The sequence below is a fragment of the bacterium genome (assembly GCA_021372515.1).
Classification (GTDB): Bacteria; Gemmatimonadota; Glassbacteria; order GWA2-58-10; family GWA2-58-10; genus JAJFUG01.
Map to the genome: position 1 here is coordinate 1 of JAJFUG010000132.1, position 19,061 is coordinate 19,061.

The window sequence follows — 19,061 nt, forward strand, 5'->3', positions numbered from 1 at the left end:
GCCGCCCCACTGCTCGCCCGGCCCGGCACTGTAGTGGGTCAGCGCCGGCGGGTAGTTGCGGCCGAACACCACGAACTCGTTGCCCCGGCCCCCCAGCTTGTTCAGCTTGGCATCCTGCGGGAACACCGAGCGCAACAGCAGCCGCCCGCCGCGCTCGCGGGCCGTGGCCTCGCGGCGTCGCACCCAGGGCTCGTTGACCGTGTGCAGGAGCCAGTACTTGCGGTACTCCGGCCGGGTCGACTCCACCCGGTCGTAGACCAGGAACAGGTCCGGCTGGAGGTGCAGGAACTGGCGGGTGAACGATTTCAGCTTGTGGGGGCTGTAGGCCCGGGCGGCGTCCCCGCAGACATAGCTGTACCAGCGGTTGGTCTCGAAAGCCGTGATGTCGCCGGTGTCCCATTCCGTTCCACGGGCATCCCCCAGGGCGGTGCGCTCGGGCTTGGGCCAGCGCTGGCCCCCGTCGTTGCTGAGCTCGCGGCCGTCCGGCCCATTGTTCGCCTCCTCATCCCCCCCGGCGGTGACAAATTTCTCGTCCTCGTCGTAGATCAGCATCGTGTTGCTGGCGATTGTGCGGGCCATGTAATTGGGACGGTGCTCCGAGCCCCATTCGTAGCGGCCCGAGTTGATCGCCAGGCTGCCGTTGCGGAAAATCACGAACCCGCCCTCGGCCGGGTGCTGGTGCCCGTAGTAGAAATCGCCGCAGTCGAACACCGCGTGCACGGCCAGGCTGTCCCAGCCGCTACGCATCACTACCCAGCCCAGGCCCTCGAAATGACGGGCCAGGGGCCAGGAGCTGTCGGGTCCGGCAGGGCTCAGGCCCAGGTCGCCCGGGTCCCAGAGCACGTCCCAGACTGTCGATACGGACTTCTCGGCGCGGTTCTGAAGGTACCACAGGGCCAGCGGGTCGCGGTAGCGCGAGGCCAGGTACTTGAAATGCCAGGGTGCGATCTCGCCCGCCACGCTCCCTGCGTCGTCGATCCGCAGCCACTCGCCGTTGGGCTTGGTCGAATACAGCCACCAGAGGGGGAACAGGCTCAGGTAGGCGTTGTTCTCGGCCAGGTCCTCGCCGGTCAGGCTTTTCCAGACCTCGAAATCAAAGATCGGGGTGCGCACGTAGTTGTAGGCGGCGTAGGCCATCCCGGAGTACATGCCGCCGTCATCGCCTGCCACCTGGTCCTGCATGGCGCGCCACTGGTGGATGCAACTGTCGCTCCAGGCCATCCAGCGCGCGGCCAGGCTGTCGTTGACCCCGCTTTCGGCCAGGCTCACCGCGGGCCAGAACACCGGGTCCAGCGTGCCGTAGCCTCCGCCGCCGTAGGGGGTGAAATAGCGTTTCTGCCAGGCCAGATTGCCAGCCTGCACGATCCGTTCGCCGAACGCCAGGCGAAGGTTGTCGCTCATCCCCGGCCAGAGCCAGTCGTAGGCGAACGCGCAGCGGCGGCGCAGCTCCACTGTCTCCCAGAATCCGCCGCTCTCGCTGTCCTCCAGCTCGACCCAGCGCTCCAGGGCGCGCTCCAGGCATGCCGCGCCCGGGGCATACATTGTGGTGTCCCCGGCGGCTAAGTAGAGGAAAGCGCATTTCTCGGCCAGCTCGCCGGCAGTGCGTTGTTCGAGGTTCTCGATCGGGATTTCCAGCCGGTCGCGCACTGCCGCCGTCAGGCTGTCGCAGAGCGCCTTGCGGCTGCCCGCGCAGCGCTCGCGGGTCTCCTCCAGGAACGGGCCGCTCAGGATCAGGCGGGGATGGGCGGGATACTTGGGGGGAGTCCGGTGGCAGGCGCCGCACAGTGCAATCAGCGCCAGGCCGATCAGCAGACACTTGACCGAGCTGTATCTCATCCGTCCTCTCCCGCCGGCGCCGATGCAAGTAATTACATTCGTTATGCGGAAAGCTGTATTTTAACCCCGCCCGGCCCGCGGCGCCAGTGCCAATTTTCTTCCCGCGCAGCCGGAGAAGGTGCATATTTGGCGGCAAGTGCTTATCTTGAAAATTGAGTCCCCATTACTGCCCGGCAAAGCCGGCCCTGCCTGTACCGGGACTGAAAGTCCTCAACCGGAGACACCCCGATGAAAAGGTTCCTTGCAGTCCTGCTGTTCCTTGCCACCATAGCCGTTTCCAGCGCGTCGGGCTACGAGCTGGCCCCGCACCCGCGCATTTTCATCACCTCCGCGAGCCTGCCCGGCCTGGCCCAGCGTTCCCAGGGCGTGCTCTCAGCGGAGTACGCCGCGGTCAAGGCCCAGGCCGACAGCGCGGTGGCAGGCGGAGTGGAGCGCACCCGCAGCCGTTTCCGCCCGCCCATGCGACTGGTCTGCGCCGGTATCTGCTACCTGGTCGAGCGCCAGCTCGGCCACGAGTGCTCCCAGTACGTGGAGGTGGCGCGCAAGTACTGGGGTGACGGCAGCGTGCTGGACCTGGACGGGGATGGCTATTTCGGCTGGCACGGGATCGTGTTCGACTGGGTCTACGACGGCCTCACGCCCGCCGAGCGCAAGCTCTACGGCGACTGTCTGGGCAAGTGGCTGCGCTACTGGAGTGAAACCCCCGAGATAACGCTCAACAACGGCGGCTGGCTCTACAACCAGACCTGGGGGCCGGCGCACCTCAACACGCCCAACACCCGGGACGGGATCACGCCCAAGCTGATGGTGGCCCTGGCCCTGGAGGGCGCGGGCACCGCCGTGCAGCCGGACTGCAAGCGCTTCCTCGACTCCTGGGCCGCGCGCGTGCCCACCGAGTGCATCCCGGCTTTCGATGAAATGGGCGAGGTCTGGTCCGAAAGCATGGGCCACGGCGGCTACGGCCCCCTCGAAGTGATCCCCTGGTCCTTCGAGGCCTGGCGCACCGCCACCGGCCAGGACCTTTTCGCCGCCTGCGCCCCCACCAGCTACCTGCCCGGCATGACCCGCTGGGCCGTGAACCTGGTGGTCCCTTTCGCCGACCATACCGCCTGGATCGACGACAACGGGGCCGACAAGCTGCGCGACTACGCCCGGATCGCGCCCCTGCTCGCCGCCCGCTATCACGACCCGGTGGCGAATTTCATCTGCGACCAGGCCTGGCGCGAAAAGTGGAACCGTCTGCCCTGGGACCGTTTCCTGTTCTACGATCCTTCCATAGAGGGCAAATCGCCCGCTGCCGCGGGCTATCCCACCGCGGCGTGGTTCAAGGGCGCGGGCCATGTCTACATGCGCTCGGCCTGGGATGACCCCAACGCCGCCTGGGCCTTTTTCGGGGTTGGGCCCAAGTTCGAGGGGCACTCGCGGGATGACGAGGGCGCGTTCCTCATCGCCAAGAAAGGCTGGATCGCCCTGCGCGCCGGGGGGCAGGGGCACAACGACGGGGACTACTACATCGGCGGCTCCCTGGCCTACAACATCGTGACCATCTACGACCCGGATGAAAAATTCCGCCGCACCGACCCGGGCCCCGGGGAGCAGGACGGGATCAAGAACGAGAACGACGGCGGCCTGATCCGCTGGGTCTATTCCAGCCACCAGCGGGATGACCGTGGGAAAATCGTGGCCTACAGCCACAACGACCGCTACACCTATGCCGCCGGCGATATCAGCCTGGGATATTCCAGGAGCAAGGCCGCCGAGGTCACGCGCCAGTTCCTTTTCCTGCGCGGGCCGCGCGAGTTCTTCGTGGTGTTCGACCGGGTCGAGTCCACCCGTCCCGATTTCCCCAAGATCTGGTTCCTGCATGTGCCGACCGAGCCTAAGGTCGACGGTCACGAAGTCCCCCTGGTGCCGCAGCACGTGTTCAACTACGACAGCGCGGCGGTCTCCACCTGGCTCAGCGACCCGGCCGGCGAGGAGGGCACGCTCTCCAGCGGCAAGTGCAGGGTCTTCCTCAAGACCCTGCTGCCGTACCGCGCCCGGATCACCAAGCGCGGCGGCGAGGGCTACACCCACTGGGGCCATCCCTACGAGCCCACGGCCCAGTACAACCATGTCAACAAGAACAGCCTGCGGCCGCCCATTGTCCCCTGGCGCCTGGAGGTGGAGGCCCCGCAGGGGTCGAAGCGCAACTTCTTCCTGCACGTGTTCGAGCTGGGCGAGGAGGCCGACAGCCGGATGTCGGACGTGGAGCTGATCCAGGAGCCGGACGGCCTGGGGGCGCAGATCGACGCCGGCGGGCGGAAAGTGCGGGTGCTGTTCGCGCAGAGCGGGCCGCTCACCGCGCGGATCAAGATCGGCGAGGCGGCCGAGGAGACTATCGAGCCGCTTAAGAGCGAATAGGGCTTTGTCAGGCAAAATATCGGAAAGGCGAACGGAAATGCGATTCGGTGAAAGGTGTCTCGATGCGGGGATGGACAGCCTGGAGCAGGCCCTCGCCCTGGCACGGGACGAAGCCTGGGAGCTTGAGGCCGATGCTGCCGGCCTGGGCGCGGACTGCCTGCTCTGCCTGGGCGAGTACCGTTGCGGGCGCCTGGAGCACTCCTATTCGCGGGCGCTGATGGAGTTCAAGGACAACAAGGGACGGTTCGGGCGGGCCGGGGACGGGGCACGCCACAATATGATTTTCTTCGCCCGTTGCCTGGCCGTCGCGATCCTGGCCGGGCCGCTGGGCGATAACCTGAGCCTGGGGGCCATCGTGCCGCCCAAGCTCAATCAGCCCCCCGCGGACTACCACCTGAGCGGGCTGGCGCACGCGGTCGGCTGCATTCTGGAGGGCGCCTGCGCTCCGGGCTGTTTCCGCCTGGAGCAGGGGCTGCTGGCTTTCCGCAGCGAGATCCCGCCCCTCAAGAGCGTGGCCCTGAGCTGCCGCGAGGAGGTGATCCACCGCGGCATCCTCTGCCGCCGCGAGTTGAACGGTTGCCCCGTGCTTCTGCTGGATGACATCCTGGCCAGCGGGGCCACGGTCCGCGAGTGCGTGCGCGCCCTGCGCGAGGCCGGAGCGGGCGCGGTGGCCGTGCTGGCCCTGGCGCGCCGGGTGGAGTGAGACGGAAGGGCTTGAATCAAAATAAATTCGGGTACAAGCGCCGGGGCGGACGGCCGGTCGCCTGTCCAGTATAGTCCACATCTGTCGTAGGGGCGACATATATGTCGCCCTTTTTTATCAAATCCCCCTCAATTCCCCTTTGGAAAAGGGGGCGGCCGACGCCGACCTTCCTGCCGGCAGATTATAAATTCGTACGGAAAAAGAGAACTCCAGGGGGGTAAAAACGCAGGGGCACGGCGCGCCGTGCCCCTGCAGATTTCGTAGCTGTGTAACCAGTTCCGTCTTGTAAAAACCCGCCTCAGTCGTACAGCAGGCGCAGGATCGCGCCTATGAGGAAGATGATCATGCCTATCGCCGAGACGGCCCCGGCATGCGGCACGGCGAAAGCGCCCAGGCCGATGCCCAGGAAGAACAGGGCCAGGCCCAACAGATGCACGGTCATCCAGAAACGGCCCTTGGGTGAGACAGGCCAGAGATGGAAGAATTTGTCGTCGGTGGCTTCCTGCTCCGAGGGACGGAAAGCGGAATGCACGCGCTCCAGCTTGGCAGCCGGGGCGGGTTTGGTGACGAGGGAGAGCGCGACCGCGGCCACCAGAGTCGCCGCCGAGGAGATCAGGGTGGTGTCGGCGAAGGGCAGGCCGGTCAAGGGCGCCCAGTGTTCGATCTGGCAGTACGCCCCGGCGCCGATGCCGCAGGCGAAGCCGCCCACGGCGCCGAAGGAGTTCACCCGGCGGATGAACAGGCCGCAGATGATGAAAATGACGAAGCTGGGCATGTCCACCATGCTGACTACGGTCAGATAGGCTTCCACCGCCGAGCCGATGCGGGGCACCAGGTAGCAGAAGGCGATCATCATCCCGCCGATGACCACCGTGGCCCAGCGGGCGAAAACGAGCAGCTGGCGGCTGGTGGCGTCCTTGTTGATCAGGCTCTGGTAGAGGTCTTTGGCGGCGATGACCGAGTTGGCGTTGAGGCTGCCGGTTATGGTGGACATGTTGGAGGCCATGAACCCGCAGAGCACTATGCCCAACAGGCCGGTGGGCATGTACTTTTGCAGCAGTATGGGCAGGGCGCTGTCCACCGCCGGGCCGGTCAGACCGGGGAGGATCTGGGTCGCAGCCAGGCCGGGCAGGACGATCAGGTAGGCAAACGGCACCATCACCGCGCCGGAGAGCACCCAGCCGATGGCCGAGGTGCGCGGGGAGGAGGCGCCCAGGGCGCGGACCACCAGGTCGTTGTTGGTGCTGCAGTACTGGATGCCCAGCAGCCAGATGGCCAGGACAAAGGCCCAGTTGTAATCACCGTGCTGCGGCATCAGGTTGAAAGTCTCGGGGGCCAGCACCTGGCGCAGTCCCGGCACCCAGCCCACGCTGGGCATGACTATGGGGATGATGATCAAGGTGCCCAGGAGCAGAAGCATGAACTGGGAGACATCGGTCATGGCCACGGACCAGGCTCCGCCCATGGCGGTGAAGGCGATGACGAACAGGGTGATGACGCTGAAAATGAACACCCACAGTTCGCGGTTGTCGATTCCGGTCACTCCGATGGCGATGGTCACCGAGAGGTAGAGGATCACGCCCATCCAGAAAGCGCCGCGCAAGATCATGAATACACCCATCACCGCCCGCAGAGGTTTGTTGAAGCGAAGTTCCAGGAATTCCGGGACGGTGCTGATCTTGAGCCGCCAGAGCAGGGGATGGATGAACATGCCCACCGTGACCATGCACATCAGGCCGGTCCACTCCTGCCAGACGATGGAGACACCGGTCTTGTAAGCGATCCCGGCGTAACCCACGTAGTTGTAAAGGTTGATGTTGGTGGCGGCCACCACCGCGGCCAGGATGAAGGGCGGCAACTGACGTCCGGCCAGAAAGTGGTCCTCGGCTCCGCCGACCCACTTGTTGAAGTAAAACCCCATGCTGATCAGACCGATAAAGAAGAGGATCACAAGCGAATAATCGATTATCGACACGGGGACCTCGGCGCAGAGGATTTGGTTTTGAGGAAAAACAAAAAACAAGCGGGGAATATAAGCATATTCCCCGCCCTTGACAAGGCTTTGACCTCGAACTGTTTACCGCCTCAATTCCCCTGCGACTGCATCCCCAATCCCAAGGCTTTGACAATCTCGTTCCAGTCGAAAGCCGCGCAGCCGCAATCGTTGTGCACGGCGATCAGCGCCCCGGCGGCGAACGGGCCGAAAGCCCGGCTGGTCACCGCTATGCCGTCGGTGTTGGCTGTCACCTCGCCGCCGAACGAGCCCAGGAATTTGAAATCCTTGCGCCCGAACACGTGAAAAGTGTTGTTCTGCATGTCCTGGTCGGTCATCACCCAGTAGCCGCCGCCGTCCGGGCTCTCGTACAGGGCGATCCCCTCGGGCTGGTAACGGAACAGGCCGTGGCCGATCACCCGCCCGCTGAAATTTCCCTCCAGGTCGTAAACCTTGATATCGTTGTAAATTGCATCCTCATCCGCCACCAGCAGCACCCCGGAGGACGGGTCGGCGCAGATCGATTCCACCACGTGCAGAACGCCCAAGCCATTGGTTTCACCAAAAAACTTTTCCAGGTTCGCCTTGACAGCCCCGCTCTCCACGCGCAGGCTGAAGAGCTTCACCCGCGCCCCCAGGGCCGAGTCAGGCGGGGTGTTCCCCTCGGCGGTCTCGTAGTTGTCGGTCACGTACAGACGGTAGCCGCCGGAGGCGGCGGGCAGCACGTACAGCCCGTAGGGCTTTATCAGCTCGGCCGCGCCGAACGTGCCCAGCGGGTTGAACGCCGGCAGACCGAACACCTGCACGCGGTGGTTGTCGCGTTCCACCACCACGCACAGGTCATCGATCACCGCCACGCCGTTGGGGCGGCGCATCCGGCCCGGGGCCTCGCCGGGGGCGCCCACGCGCCGCAGTTCGCGGCCGTCGGCCCCGTTGTACACCACCAGCTCATCCGTGCTCTTGGCCGTGCAGATCACCCAGTCCGCGCCGTCCGGGGCGCGCCACAGGGCCGGCGAGTCGATGTTGTCGCCCGGCGTGCAGGGGCTGATCCAGCTTTCGGCCAGCACTTTCCTGGCCGTGGCGGCAGAGGAATCGGCAGCCGCCGCCTGAGCGCCGGCGCCCTGCGGCTGCGCCGCGCCGCCGCAACGCACGAACAACGCCACGGTCAGAAGCAGGTATAAAAAGCTCAGATACTTTTTCATCGGCAAGCTCCTTGTTAATGGACCGGCCGTGCCCCGCGCGGGACACGGCCGATGACAGTCGTCCGCTGCCGGATTACAGCTCGAACTTCACGCCCGCGTCACCCCACCAGCGGTAGAACTCCTGCTGCACCGGGTGCGCGGTGACACCCTCGTAGTAGCGCAGCGGCTCGTTGCCCAGGTTCAGCATGTCCATGTAGAGCGATATCTTAGGATGTATCTTCTGGCTGAGCGAGATGTCCCACTGCGTGTGGTTGTCGTAGTAGCGGTCGAAATCGCTGCTTTCGCCCACCTCGGAGATGTACTTGCCGTGCATGTTCATCGAGATGCGGCCGGCGAACCCGTATTTCTCGTAGCTGAGCGAAAAATTGGCGATGTGCTTGGCCTGGCCCGGCAGGCTGGCGTCGTTCCCGGTGCGGCCGGGGAATTTGGCCTTGGAGTCGGTGTAGGTGTAGTTGGCGTACAGGCCCAGGCCGTTGAGCGCCCCGGGCAGGAACGTGAGCTGGTGCTGAAGGTTCAGCTCGAAACCCCAGAGCGTGGCGTTGTCGCCGTTGAGCGGCTGATAGATCTTGTACCCGTCGAAATCTCCGCCGCGCTGCGTGTAGACGCTGCTGTATATGTAGTCTTTGAGGTCCTTGTAGAAAAACCCGCCCGAGACCACGCCCATCGGCCGAAGGTAGTGCTCCAGCATCAGGTCGAAATTGATCGCCTGTGTCGGCTTGAGCGCGGGGTTGCCCATCTCCATCTCGGTGTCGCTCACGTTGTTGATCCGGTATGGCACCAGGGAATAGTAGTCCGGCCGGGCCAGCGATGTGGTGAACGAGGCGCGGAAATTGGTGTTCTCGTCAAATTTGTAGCGGTAGTGCACCATCGGGAACAGGTTCGTGTAGTTGTTGGTGTTGTTCAGACGGGTGGTGCTCAGGTAGTCCCCGTCCTCGTTGGTCTCCACGTCGTAGCCCGTGTAATCGATGTTGGTGCGCTCCACGCGCAGGCCGAACAGCAGCATGCTCGGGCCCCAGTTCAGCCGCGACTGGGCGTAGCCGGCATAGATGTTCTCGGTCGCCTCGTAATTGGAGGGATCGGTGTCCAGACGGGAATCGCTGGGCAGGTACTCGAAGCTGCCGTAGTTCCGGCCGAAGAAACTGCGCACTTCCTTGGGGCCCTGGAATTTGCCCAGAGTGTAGCGGCCGTCCAGGAAATCCTTGCCCTCGAAACCGCTCGCCACCATGGCCAGGGTGAAATCCTCATCCCCGGCCCAGTCGTAGTAGCGCACGTCGTTGACCCGGTTCTTGTCCTTGTTGCGCACCTTGAACCCGTACTTGAGCGAGCCCGTGCCGCCGTCGAAGCTGAACGGGTGCTCCAGGTCCAGCTTGCCCGTGATGTCCCGGTCGCGGGTGGCGTTGTGCTCGTGCGAGAATGAGCTGAAATCCCAGTCCTCGTTGTCGAACAGGTTCTTGCCGTTGGTCACGTTGAACACCGGGAAATCCGGGTCGGCCACGCTCCAGTCCAGGTTGACTTTCTTCTGGCGGAAGGTGCTGTAGAAACTACCCGGCTCCTTTTCCTGGGCCCAGGTCCAGGAGAGCTGGTAGTCCACATTCACCTTGTCCAGCTTGTGCTGGCCGCTGCCGATCACACCCACGATACGCTGCTGCTCGAAACGGTCCTTCAGCTCGCGCTCCACCGTGGCGCCGGTGGCGCTGGTGGCGCTCTCGATATCGCCCTTGCCCGGGCGGTAGCGCAGGCGGCGGCGGTTCTCGGTGTCGTCGAAGTCGTTGAAGAAGCCGCGCACCGAATAGCTCGAGCGGTCATCGGGACGGAAATCCAGGGTGGAGCTGATCCCGAAGCGCTCGCGGGTGATAACGTAGTCGCGGAGCTGGTAGTCCTCCAGCACCTTCACGTCCGGTCCGCCGAAATTCTCGACGCTGTAGGCGAGCTCGTTGTTGTCCGAGCCCTTGTTCGACTTGTAGTAATCCGTGCTGACCAGCAGGCCCAGTTTCTTTTCCGCGCCGAAACGGTTGCCCAGGGTGATGCCGGCTTTGTAGATGCCGTCCTCGACTATCGAGTTGTAGCCGCCGGAGAAACTGCCCTTGACCACCGGCTTGTCGTAGTCCATGGCGCTCTTGGTGATCAGGTTGACCGAGCCGCCGATCGCGTCGGCGTCCATGTCCGGGGTGATGGCCTTGATCACCTCGATGCTGGAGAGCACGTCCGCCGGGATCACATCCAGCGCCACGGTGCGGATATCGCCCTCGGGCGATGGCAGGCGCTCGCCGTTCACGGTCATGGCGTTCAGCCGGGCCTCCATGCCGCGGATCAGCACGTAGCGTCCCTCACCCTGGTCGCGCTCGATCGAGACGCCGGGAATGCGCTGCAAAGCCTCGGCCGTGTTCGGGTCCGGGAACGCCTCGATCAGGTCCTCGGCCGCCACGTTCTTGATGTTGTCGGCGCTCTTCTGGCGGGTCAGGGCCTCGGCCTGGCCGTGACGCAGCCCGCCCTCGATCACGATGCTCTCACCCTCGATCACTATCGACTTGAGCTGATAATTCTGGGCCGAGGTGCTGCCCGCGCCCACGGTGATCTCGCGGCTCTCCCGGTCGTAGCCCACATAGGTCACAACCAGCTTGTAGTTGCCGGCCGGGACGTTGCTGACACGGTAGTAGCCCTGAAGGTCGGCCACCGCGCCGTAGGAGGTCCCCTCCACGAACACCTGGGCGCTGGGCAGGGGGGCGCCGCTTTCGCCGACCACCCGGCCCGCGATCACCCCGCGGCCGCTCTTGAGCGCCACATCCGACCCCTGGGCCATCACAGCCGCGGGCAGAACCAGGAACAGGCACAACGCGACGCCGACAAAGCGCCGCAAACCAGACTCGACACTGCGCATTTCGCCTCCGGGATATGGTTATAAATCAATCCGCATCCCTTCCGGAACGAACGAACAGTCGCACGTACCGAAGTTCTGCGGAATACCCGACCACACGGAGGCAAGTTAACGGCCGTATGTTGCACTCAAATTTGCTGAACATTAGAATTTCTACAGGCACAGTTATGCGGAGAGCCTGGCACGCGGGTACACGAGGCGGGGAATCTATTTAGTTTTTATACGTTAACAGATACAGCCCGGAACTTGATTCCGGCTGAAAAGGCATATATTCCGTTTTCCTCTTGCGCTTCAACCTGCCTCTCTGCCGGCAGATTTCTCATCTCCCCCTGCCGTTCAATTCGCCTTGAACCGGATCGCGATGGCCCGCATCAGCACCTCGGTGGTGGCGAACTGGCCCTGGTGCTGCTCCTTGATGCCGCTGGTCCGGGTCTGGGTCGGGGTGAGGATGATCGCCTCCGCGCCCACTTCCATCGCCTGCTTGCGGATGCGCTCCAGCATCCTGTGCTCGTCCTGGCCCCGGGCGGTTATCTCGCCCAGCTCGATGTAGGGCTTCTCGGGGATGCCCTTGAGAACCATCACGTTTCTTGTGGCGGGGTAGCTCGGTGCTCCGGGCGCGGGATTGAACTGGGCGTTCACGCAGCCGGCGGTCAGAAGGAGCAGGAACGCCAGGGCATACTTGAGGTCTGTCCGGGTGGAATGCATGTTTTCTCCTTTTTGGGGTCACGGGTTCGAATGGATTTTATTCCACCGCGCCCGTATTTGCAATAGAATAGAGGCTCTAAACCCCGCTCTCTAACGGCTTGGCGGGCCGCCGTCGCAGCGGGCCGGGCCCCGCGCGGCGTCCGACCGCCCCGGAGGCGCGCCCGTCGGGCATCTGGACGTAAAGGCCGCCTCCTTTGCCTCGCCTGCCTCCCTTTTTGCCCGAAAAATTTCCTCCCACGGCCAGTTCTCGCTTATATTTAACGGTGTGCTTTCCTCGGCCTGTATTCAACTTCACGGACAACCGATATGCAGAACACAATTCACATGGAGATACTGCCCCAGCCGGATGACATCACCTGCGGCCCGACCTGCCTGCATGCCGTATACAATTACTACGAGGACGAGCGCAACCTCATGCAGGTCATCCGCGAGGTGCCCAAGCTGGCTGACGGCGGGACGCTGGCCGTGCTGCTGGGGCTGCACGCACTGGAGAACGGCTATGACGCCACGCTGTACACGTACGACGTTAAGGTGTTCGACCCCACCTGGTTCAGGTCCGCGGCGCAAGTCGATCTGAGCGCCAAGCTGAACGAGCAGATCAAGCACAAGAGCGGCAAGAAAATCCGTTTCGCCTCCGAGGCCTACCTGCGTTTCCTGGGCTTGGGCGGACGGATCACTTTCGAGGACCTCAAGCCCTCGCTCATCCGGCGACTGCTCAAGCACGACACCCCGATCCTCACCGGCCTGTGCTCGACCTATCTCTACCGCACGGCCCGCGAGATCGAGCAGGGCAACCGGATGATCTACGACGATATCCGCGGGGTGCCGGTCGGGCATTTCGTGGTGCTTTGCGGCTACAACATGGAAGAAAAAACCGCGCGCGTGGCGGACCCGTTGATGCCCAACCCGGTGAGCGACACGCAGATTTACGAGGTCGAACTTAACCACCTCATCTGCTCGATCATGCTGGGCATCCTGACATTCGACGCCAACCTGCTGGTGATCACCCCGAGCAGGCAAAGGCGAGGGAGGCATTAAGTGTCGGTTATAGTAGTGATCGAAAACCCCGAGGATTTCCCACTCAGGGTGGACGGGATCGGCCCGGTGGCGGCGCGCTCCTACCTGGCCGATGAATTCTACTCCGTACTCAAGGGCGACAAGGTCTTCAACATCTGCCAGAGTTACCGTTACCAATCCATCGGCTACTATGTCTCGCTGCTGGCCGAGGCCCGCGGCCACAAGCCCGTGCCCAGCGTCACCACCATTCAGGACATGAAATCGGTCGGCATCATCCGCCTCGCCTCGGACGAGATGGACGAGCTGATCCAGAAAACCCTGGCCGGCTGCGATGTCGGCGAGGCCAGGAAAACCTCGGTCAACATCTATTTCGGCCGCTCGCCGGACAAGCGGTTCGAACAGCTCAGCTCCAAGCTGTTCAAGTATTTCCCCACGCCGTTCCTGCGCGCCGATTTCAGTTTCATCGCCCAGCAGTGGCAGCTGGTCAATGTCAGTCCTCTGGGAGTCAAGGAAATCCCCTTGGAGGAGCGCGAATTCGCCGAGCAGGTGTTCAGCGAGTTCTTCGGCGGCAAGAAACTGGTCATCCCCAAGCGCCCGGTGGCGCGCTACGAGATGGCGATCCTGCAGGACCCGCAGGAAAAGCGCCCGCCCTCCAACCAGAAAGCGATCAAGAAATTCATCAAGGCCGCCGAATCGCTGGAGATGAGCGTGGAGCTGATCACCCGCGATGACTCCAACCGGCTCTCCGAGTTCGACGCCCTGTTCATCCGCGAGACCACCAACGTCGACCACCACACCTACCGCATCGCCCGCAAGGCCGTGGCCGGGGGCCTGGTTGTGATCGACGACCCCGAGTCGATCCTGCGCTGCTCGAACAAGGTCTACCTGGCCGAGCTGCTCAGCCGCTACCGTGTGCCCACGCCCAAGACCCTGATCGTGCACAGCAAGAACTACGATCAGCTCCTGGAGGAGTTCAGCCTGCCCTGCATCCTCAAGCAGCCCGACAGCTCGTTCAGCCAGGGCGTGGTGATGGCCTCCGACCGCGAAAGCCTTCTGCGCGAGGCCCGCGCCCTGATCAAAAAAAGCGAGCTGGTGATCGCCCAGGAGGTCCTGCCCACCGATTTCGACTGGAGAATCGGCATCCTCGACCGGCGGCCCCTGTTTGCCTGCCGCTACTACATGGCCCACAAGCACTGGAAGATCGTGGGCAAGGACAAGAGCGGCAACGATGTCTACGGGCGCTTCGACACCCTGCCGATGGGCAAGGTGCCCAAGGGCGTGGTCCGCACCGCGCTCAAGGCGGCCAACCTTATCGGCGACGGCCTCTACGGGGTGGACCTCAAGCAGATCGGCAACAAAGTCTACGTGATCGAGGTCAACGACAATCCCAATATCGATGCCGGGGTGGAGGACGAGGTGCTGGACGAGGAGCTCTACATCCGGATCATGGAGGTCTTCCTCCGCCGCCTCGAAACCCGCAAGCAGGGGAGCGCCACGGTTTGAGCGACGCGAGCCCCATCCACCTGTTCCAGGCTTTCGGGGTCGAGCTGGAATACATGCTGGTCGGGCGGGACAGCCTGGAGGTCCTGCCCGTCGCCGATAAGCTCCTGGCCGCCCAGGCCGGTGAGCTGGCCGGTGATGCCGAGGGCCTGGAGCGGATCGACTGGTCCAACGAGCTGGTGCTGCACGTGCTGGAGTTCAAGACCGCCGGCCCGGCCCCGGCGCTTTCCGGCCTGGCCGGGGCTTTCGGGCGCAACGTGGCCCGCGCGTCCGAACTCGCCGCGCCGCTCGGCGCGCGCCTGATGCCCGGCGCGGCCCATCCCTGGATGGACCCCCACACCCAGACCCGTCTCTGGCCCCACGAGTACAGCGAGGTCTACCAGACCTACGACCGCATTTTCGGCTGCAAGGGCCACGGCTGGTCGAACCTGCAGAGCATGCACATCAACCTGCCGTTCAGCGGGGATAACGAATTCGGCCGCCTGCACGCCGCCATCCGGCTTCTGCTGCCCGTTATGCCGGCCCTGACCGCCAGCTCGCCTCTCTTGGACAGCCGCCCCACCGGCTGGCTCGACTCGCGCATGGAGGTCTACTGCCACAACTCCGAGCGCCTTCCCGCCGTGGCCGGGCAAATCGTGCCCGAGGCCGCGTTCTCCGAGGCGGAATACGAAAGCCGTATCTACCAGCCCATGCTGGCCCAGATCGCCCCGTTCGACCCGGCGGGCATACTCAAGAAAGAGTTCCTCAACTCCCGCGGGGCCATCGCCCGTTTCGACCGCGGCTCAATCGAGATACGCGTCCTCGACCTCCAGGAGTGCCCCCCGGCCGACCTGGCCGCGGCCGCGCTGATCTGTGCTGTCCTGAAAAAGCTTTCCATGGAAGACTGGATCGACCCAGAGGCTCAGAAACGCTGGGAGGTGGAGCCCCTGGCCACGCTTTTCCGCGAGGTGATCCGTGATGGACACGCCGCCCGGATCGCGGACCGCGGCTACCTGGCCCTGTTCGGGTTGAATCCGGATAGGCCGGTGACCGCCCTGGAGTTCTGGAACCACCTGGCCGCGCTCTGCCTACCGGGCTTCGAGCACGACCCGGCCTGGGAGAAGCCGCTGGAAGTCCTGCTCCGGCGCGGCTGCCTGTCCGGGCGCATCCTGGCCGCCCTGGACGGCGACTGCCGCCGCGAGCGTCTCAAAGAGGTCTACCTTGAGCTCTGCCGCTGCCTCGACCACGGCGCAATGTTCCTGCCCTGAGACCGCTGTTATAATCACCTGCGAGCACGGCGGCAACTCCGTGCCCCGGTCCTGGGCCGCCCTGTTTGCCGGCTGCGGTGAATTGCTGGCAAGCCACCGCGGCTGGGACCCGGGCGCGCTCGCGCTCGCCCGTGAGCTGGCCGCGGCCCTGGGCGCCCCGCTGTTCTATTCCACCAACACTCGCCTGCTGGTGGACCTCAACCGCAGCCTGCACCACCCGCGCCTTTTCTCCGACCGGACCAGCGCTCTTGGACCATCACAGAAAAAGAGCCTGATAGATAAGCATTATCTGCCCTTCCGCAACGCGGTGGAGTCTGAAATCCGAGCCGCGCTGGAACGCGGGCAGCAGGTGCTGCACCTGTCCGTGCACAGTTTCACCCCGGCTCTGGAGGGCGTGGTCCGCAACGCCGGCCTGGGGCTGCTCTACGACCCGCGCCGCGCGGCGGAGAAAGCTTTCTGCCGCAAGCTCAAGGCCACTCTTGCCGCCGCCCTGCCGGAGTTGCGCGTGCGCTTCAACTACCCCTACCGCGGCGTGTCGGACGGCCATGTCACGGCGCTGCGGCGGCTGTTCCCCGAGCGCTACGCCGGGATCGAGATCGAGCTGAACCAGTCGCTTCTGACCGGCCGTAAAGCGCCCTGGCGGCAAATCGGGGACAGCCTTATCTTTTCTGTGGCCGCCGCGCTGAAAGACTGATCCGCGCAGACTGCTCCTCGCAGACATTGCCCGTCTATACGATAGAAAATGCGCTTTTCCACCCACGTTTCCCCGCTCCCGGAGGACCGTAATGCAAACGCGCCTCTCGCTCTGCCTGTTCAGCCTGATCCTCATCGTTGCTCTCGCCGCTCCGGCCCAGACCCCGCCGGCGCGCACCGCCCACTACATCGCCAGCACGCACTGGGACCGCGAGTGGTACGAGCCGTTCCAGGGTTTCCGCATGCGCCTGGTCTCGCTGCTGGATGAGGCTTTCGACACGTTCGGGAAGGAGCCGCAGTTCCGGAACTTTGTGACCGACGGCCAGGCAATCCCGGTGTTCGATTATCTGGAGGTGCGGCCCGAGAAGCGCGAGCTGGTCGAGCGCTACGTGCGCGAGGGACGGCTCCTGCCCGGGCCCTGGTACGTGGAGCCGGATGAGTGGCTGGTCTCGGGCGAGTCCCTGGTGCGGAACCTTCAGCTCGGGACTGACCTCTGCCGCGAGCTTGGCTCCACTGCCACTGTCTGGCCCGGCTTTGTCAACGACCAGTTCGGCCACACCGGCCAGATGCCGCAGATACTGGACCAGATGGGCTGCCCGGTGGCCTTTGTCTGGCGCGGAGCGCCGGTGGGGGTCGACACGGCCTGTTTCAACTGGCGCGCCCCGGATGGCACCACCGTGCCCACCTACCGTTTCGGCGCGGAGGGCTACACCACGTTCCAGGCCCGGGTGCGCGATTTCGGCCGCGCGCCGTTCGACCCCGACAGCGCCCTGGAGCGCCTGATACGGTTTGTCCACGCCGAGTCCGCCCGCAGCGCCACGGGGACGCTGCTTCTGTACGACGGGCGCGACCACATCGAGATCGAGCCGCGCATGCCCGCGGTCCTGGCCCGCGCCAATGAGCGCCTGGCCGCCGAGGGCATCCGGGTGGTCCATTCCACCCCGGCCGACTACATGCGCGACCTGCTGGCCGAGCGCGGCAAGATCACCCGCAGCGTGACCGGTGAGCTGCGCATGAGCTGCCGCACGCAGCGCGACGGAAAACTGATACCGGGCGTGCTCTCCAGCCGCATACACCTCAAGCAGAAAAACGCGCGGTGCGAGGATGAGCTCACGCTCTGGGCCGAGCCGTTCAGCGCTTTCGCCGCCCTGGCCCTGGGCGCGGAATACCCAACGGACTACCTGCGTCTGGCCTGGAAACAACTGCTCGAGAACCATCCCCACGACAGTATGTGCGGCTGCTCGATCGACCAGATCCACCAGGACATGCTCTACCGCTTCGACCAGTCGCTCGGCATCTCGAGCCACCTGAGCGCCGCGGCGCTCAAGTCCCTGGCCGAGGCCGCCGCGCCCAAAACCCCGCTTCCCGAGAGTGCGCTGTTCATGGCCGTGTTCAACCCCACCGCCTCGGCCCTGGATGAGCCGGTCGATCTGGATATCTGTCTGCCCACCGACTGGGCCACCACGTTCGAGGAGTTTTTCGGCTACGAGCGCAAGTTCGCTTTCATCCTGCGCGGGCCTGACGGCGCCGTAATTCCCTGGCAGCTCTGCGGTCAGGCGCAGAACCGGGAGGGTTTCCGCCGCGAGCGCTACCAGGGCCCGGAGTGGGACCCCCGGAACCTGGTGCGGGTCTGCTGCCAGCTCAAAGTTCCGGCTTTCGGCTACACCACGCTGAGCGTGGAGCCCGCGCCCGGTCCGGTGCGCTACTCGGGCAGCCTCAAGGCCGCCTCCGGCGCCATCGAGAACGAGTTCCTCCTGGTCCGGGCCGAGCCGGGCGGCACGCTCAGTGTCACCGACAAGCGCAGCGGGCGCACCTACAGCGGCCTGCTCGCTTTCGAGGACTGCGCGGATATCGGCGACGGCTGGTTCCACGGAGTGGCGGTCAACGACCGGGTGCAACTGTCCAGCGCCTGCGGGGCGGATATCTCGGTGCTGGAGGACGGGTTCGCGCGCTCCACCCTGCGGATCGATTTAACCATGAACCTGCCCGCGGAGTTCGATTTCCGCGACATGCGGCGCTCCGAGCGCACGGCGGCTTTGCGCATAATCAGCGACATCACCCTGCGCCGCGGCGCGGACCGCCTGGAGGTCAGCACCCGGGTGGAGAACAACGTCCTGGACCACCGTCTGCGCGTGCTCCTTCCCACCGGGGTCAAGGGCGGCGCGAGCCTGTCCAACTCGGCGTTCGACATTGTCGAGCGCCCCGTGGCCCTGCCCGCGGACAACGACAGCCGCGATGAACTGGCAGTGGAGACTGTCCCGCGCGAAAGCTGGACCGCGTTCGGCGATGGCGCCGCGGGGCTGGCCGTGATAGCCCGCGGCCTTCCCGAGTGCGCCGTGCTCGACACCCCGCAGCGCCCCCTGGCCCTGACCCTGTTGCGCTCTTTCCGCAAGGCCGTGTTCGCCGACGACAACCCTGGCGGACAGATACAGGGCCCACACGAGTTCCGCTACGATATCCTGCCGCTTTCCGGCCCCGTGCCGGTGGAACGTCTCTGTCTGCTCGGCCAGCGGGTCGGCGGCGCGGCGCGCAGCGCCACCCTCCTGCCGCGTGACCTCTATGTGGCGCGCGAGAGGGCCGGCGCACTGCCGCGTGAGCATTCGTTCCTCGCTGTCGAGGGCCCGGTGGTGGTGACCGCGGTGCAGGAAATGCCGCAAGGCCTGGCGGTGCGCTTTTTCAACCCGCGCGCCGCGGCCTGCCGGGCGCTTCTGTCCTCCGGCTCCGGCCTGACCGGCGCGGAGAGTATCACCCTGGCCGGAGCGCCGGACAACCGCGCCGCCGTGCATATGGCCGGGGAAAAGGCCCAGGTGGACCTCCCCGGCAAGCGTATCTGCACGCTGGTCCTGAAAAGCCGCTGATTTTCGTGAAATTCGGGCGGACTGTAATT

Annotated in this window: 12 protein-coding genes; 7 read left to right on the forward strand and 5 right to left on the reverse strand. The window is 64.8% G+C overall.

Annotation, left to right across the window (positions count from 1 at the left end; genetic code table 11):
- On the reverse strand, positions 1–1,836 hold a 1,836-nt coding region (locus tag LLH00_12655; GenBank protein ID MCE5272119.1), incomplete at its 3' end, for a heparinase II/III family protein.
- Between the two features lie 228 nt (positions 1,837–2,064).
- Between LLH00_12655 and LLH00_12660 the strand changes: the two genes are divergently transcribed.
- Together LLH00_12660 and LLH00_12665 are read left to right on the forward strand one after the other, a co-directional pair.
- Positions 2,065–4,239, forward strand: coding sequence for a hypothetical protein (locus LLH00_12660; GenBank protein ID MCE5272120.1), 2,175 nt, complete (start codon positions 2,065–2,067; stop codon positions 4,237–4,239).
- Positions 4,240–4,276: 37 nt separating this feature from the next.
- Positions 4,277–4,942, forward strand: coding sequence for a phosphoribosyltransferase (locus tag LLH00_12665; GenBank protein MCE5272121.1), 666 nt, complete (start codon positions 4,277–4,279; stop codon positions 4,940–4,942).
- A 298-nt stretch (positions 4,943–5,240) separates the two neighbouring features.
- Here the strand turns inward: LLH00_12665 and LLH00_12670 are convergent, their stop codons facing one another.
- The 4 genes from LLH00_12670 to LLH00_12685 all read right to left on the reverse strand — a co-directional run bounded on the left by LLH00_12670 (position 5,241) and on the right by LLH00_12685 (position 11,717).
- Positions 5,241–6,917, reverse strand: a complete 1,677-nt coding sequence (locus LLH00_12670) for a hypothetical protein (protein MCE5272122.1) — start codon at positions 6,915–6,917, stop codon at positions 5,241–5,243.
- A 110-nt stretch (positions 6,918–7,027) separates the two neighbouring features.
- Positions 7,028–8,137 carry a phytase gene (locus LLH00_12675; protein MCE5272123.1) on the reverse strand — a complete coding sequence of 370 codons (1,110 nt, stop codon included), beginning with the start codon at positions 8,135–8,137 and terminating at the stop codon, positions 7,028–7,030.
- Between the two features lie 73 nt (positions 8,138–8,210).
- Entirely contained in the window at positions 8,211–11,015 is a 2,805-nt protein-coding gene (locus tag LLH00_12680) for a TonB-dependent receptor (GenBank protein MCE5272124.1), read from the reverse strand.
- A gap of 333 nt (positions 11,016–11,348) precedes the next feature.
- Positions 11,349–11,717: a hypothetical protein gene (locus LLH00_12685; GenBank protein MCE5272125.1), complete on the reverse strand. Its 369-nt coding sequence runs from the start codon at positions 11,715–11,717 to the stop codon at positions 11,349–11,351.
- A gap of 306 nt (positions 11,718–12,023) precedes the next feature.
- Between LLH00_12685 and LLH00_12690 the strand changes: the two genes are divergently transcribed.
- From LLH00_12690 to LLH00_12710, 5 genes are all read left to right on the forward strand, one after another.
- On the forward strand, positions 12,024–12,755 hold the full coding sequence (locus LLH00_12690; GenBank protein MCE5272126.1) for a peptidase-C39 like family protein: 732 nt from the start codon (positions 12,024–12,026) through the stop codon (positions 12,753–12,755).
- On the forward strand, positions 12,756–14,237 hold the full coding sequence (locus tag LLH00_12695; GenBank protein MCE5272127.1) for a RimK family protein: 1,482 nt from the start codon (positions 12,756–12,758) through the stop codon (positions 14,235–14,237). It abuts the gene before it with no gap.
- Positions 14,234–15,481 (forward strand): glutamate--cysteine ligase, encoded by a 1,248-nt coding sequence (locus LLH00_12700; protein ID MCE5272128.1) that lies wholly within the window; start codon positions 14,234–14,236, stop codon positions 15,479–15,481. The genes LLH00_12695 and LLH00_12700 overlap by 4 nt, the downstream gene beginning before the upstream one ends.
- Complete coding sequence (locus LLH00_12705) at positions 15,435–16,175, forward strand: N-formylglutamate amidohydrolase (protein MCE5272129.1); 741 nt, start codon at positions 15,435–15,437, stop codon at positions 16,173–16,175. The genes LLH00_12700 and LLH00_12705 overlap by 47 nt, the downstream gene beginning before the upstream one ends.
- A gap of 91 nt (positions 16,176–16,266) precedes the next feature.
- Positions 16,267–19,032 carry a glycoside hydrolase family 38 gene (locus LLH00_12710; GenBank protein ID MCE5272130.1) on the forward strand — a complete coding sequence of 922 codons (2,766 nt, stop codon included), beginning with the start codon at positions 16,267–16,269 and terminating at the stop codon, positions 19,030–19,032.
- The last annotated feature ends 29 nt before the right edge of the window (positions 19,033–19,061 follow it).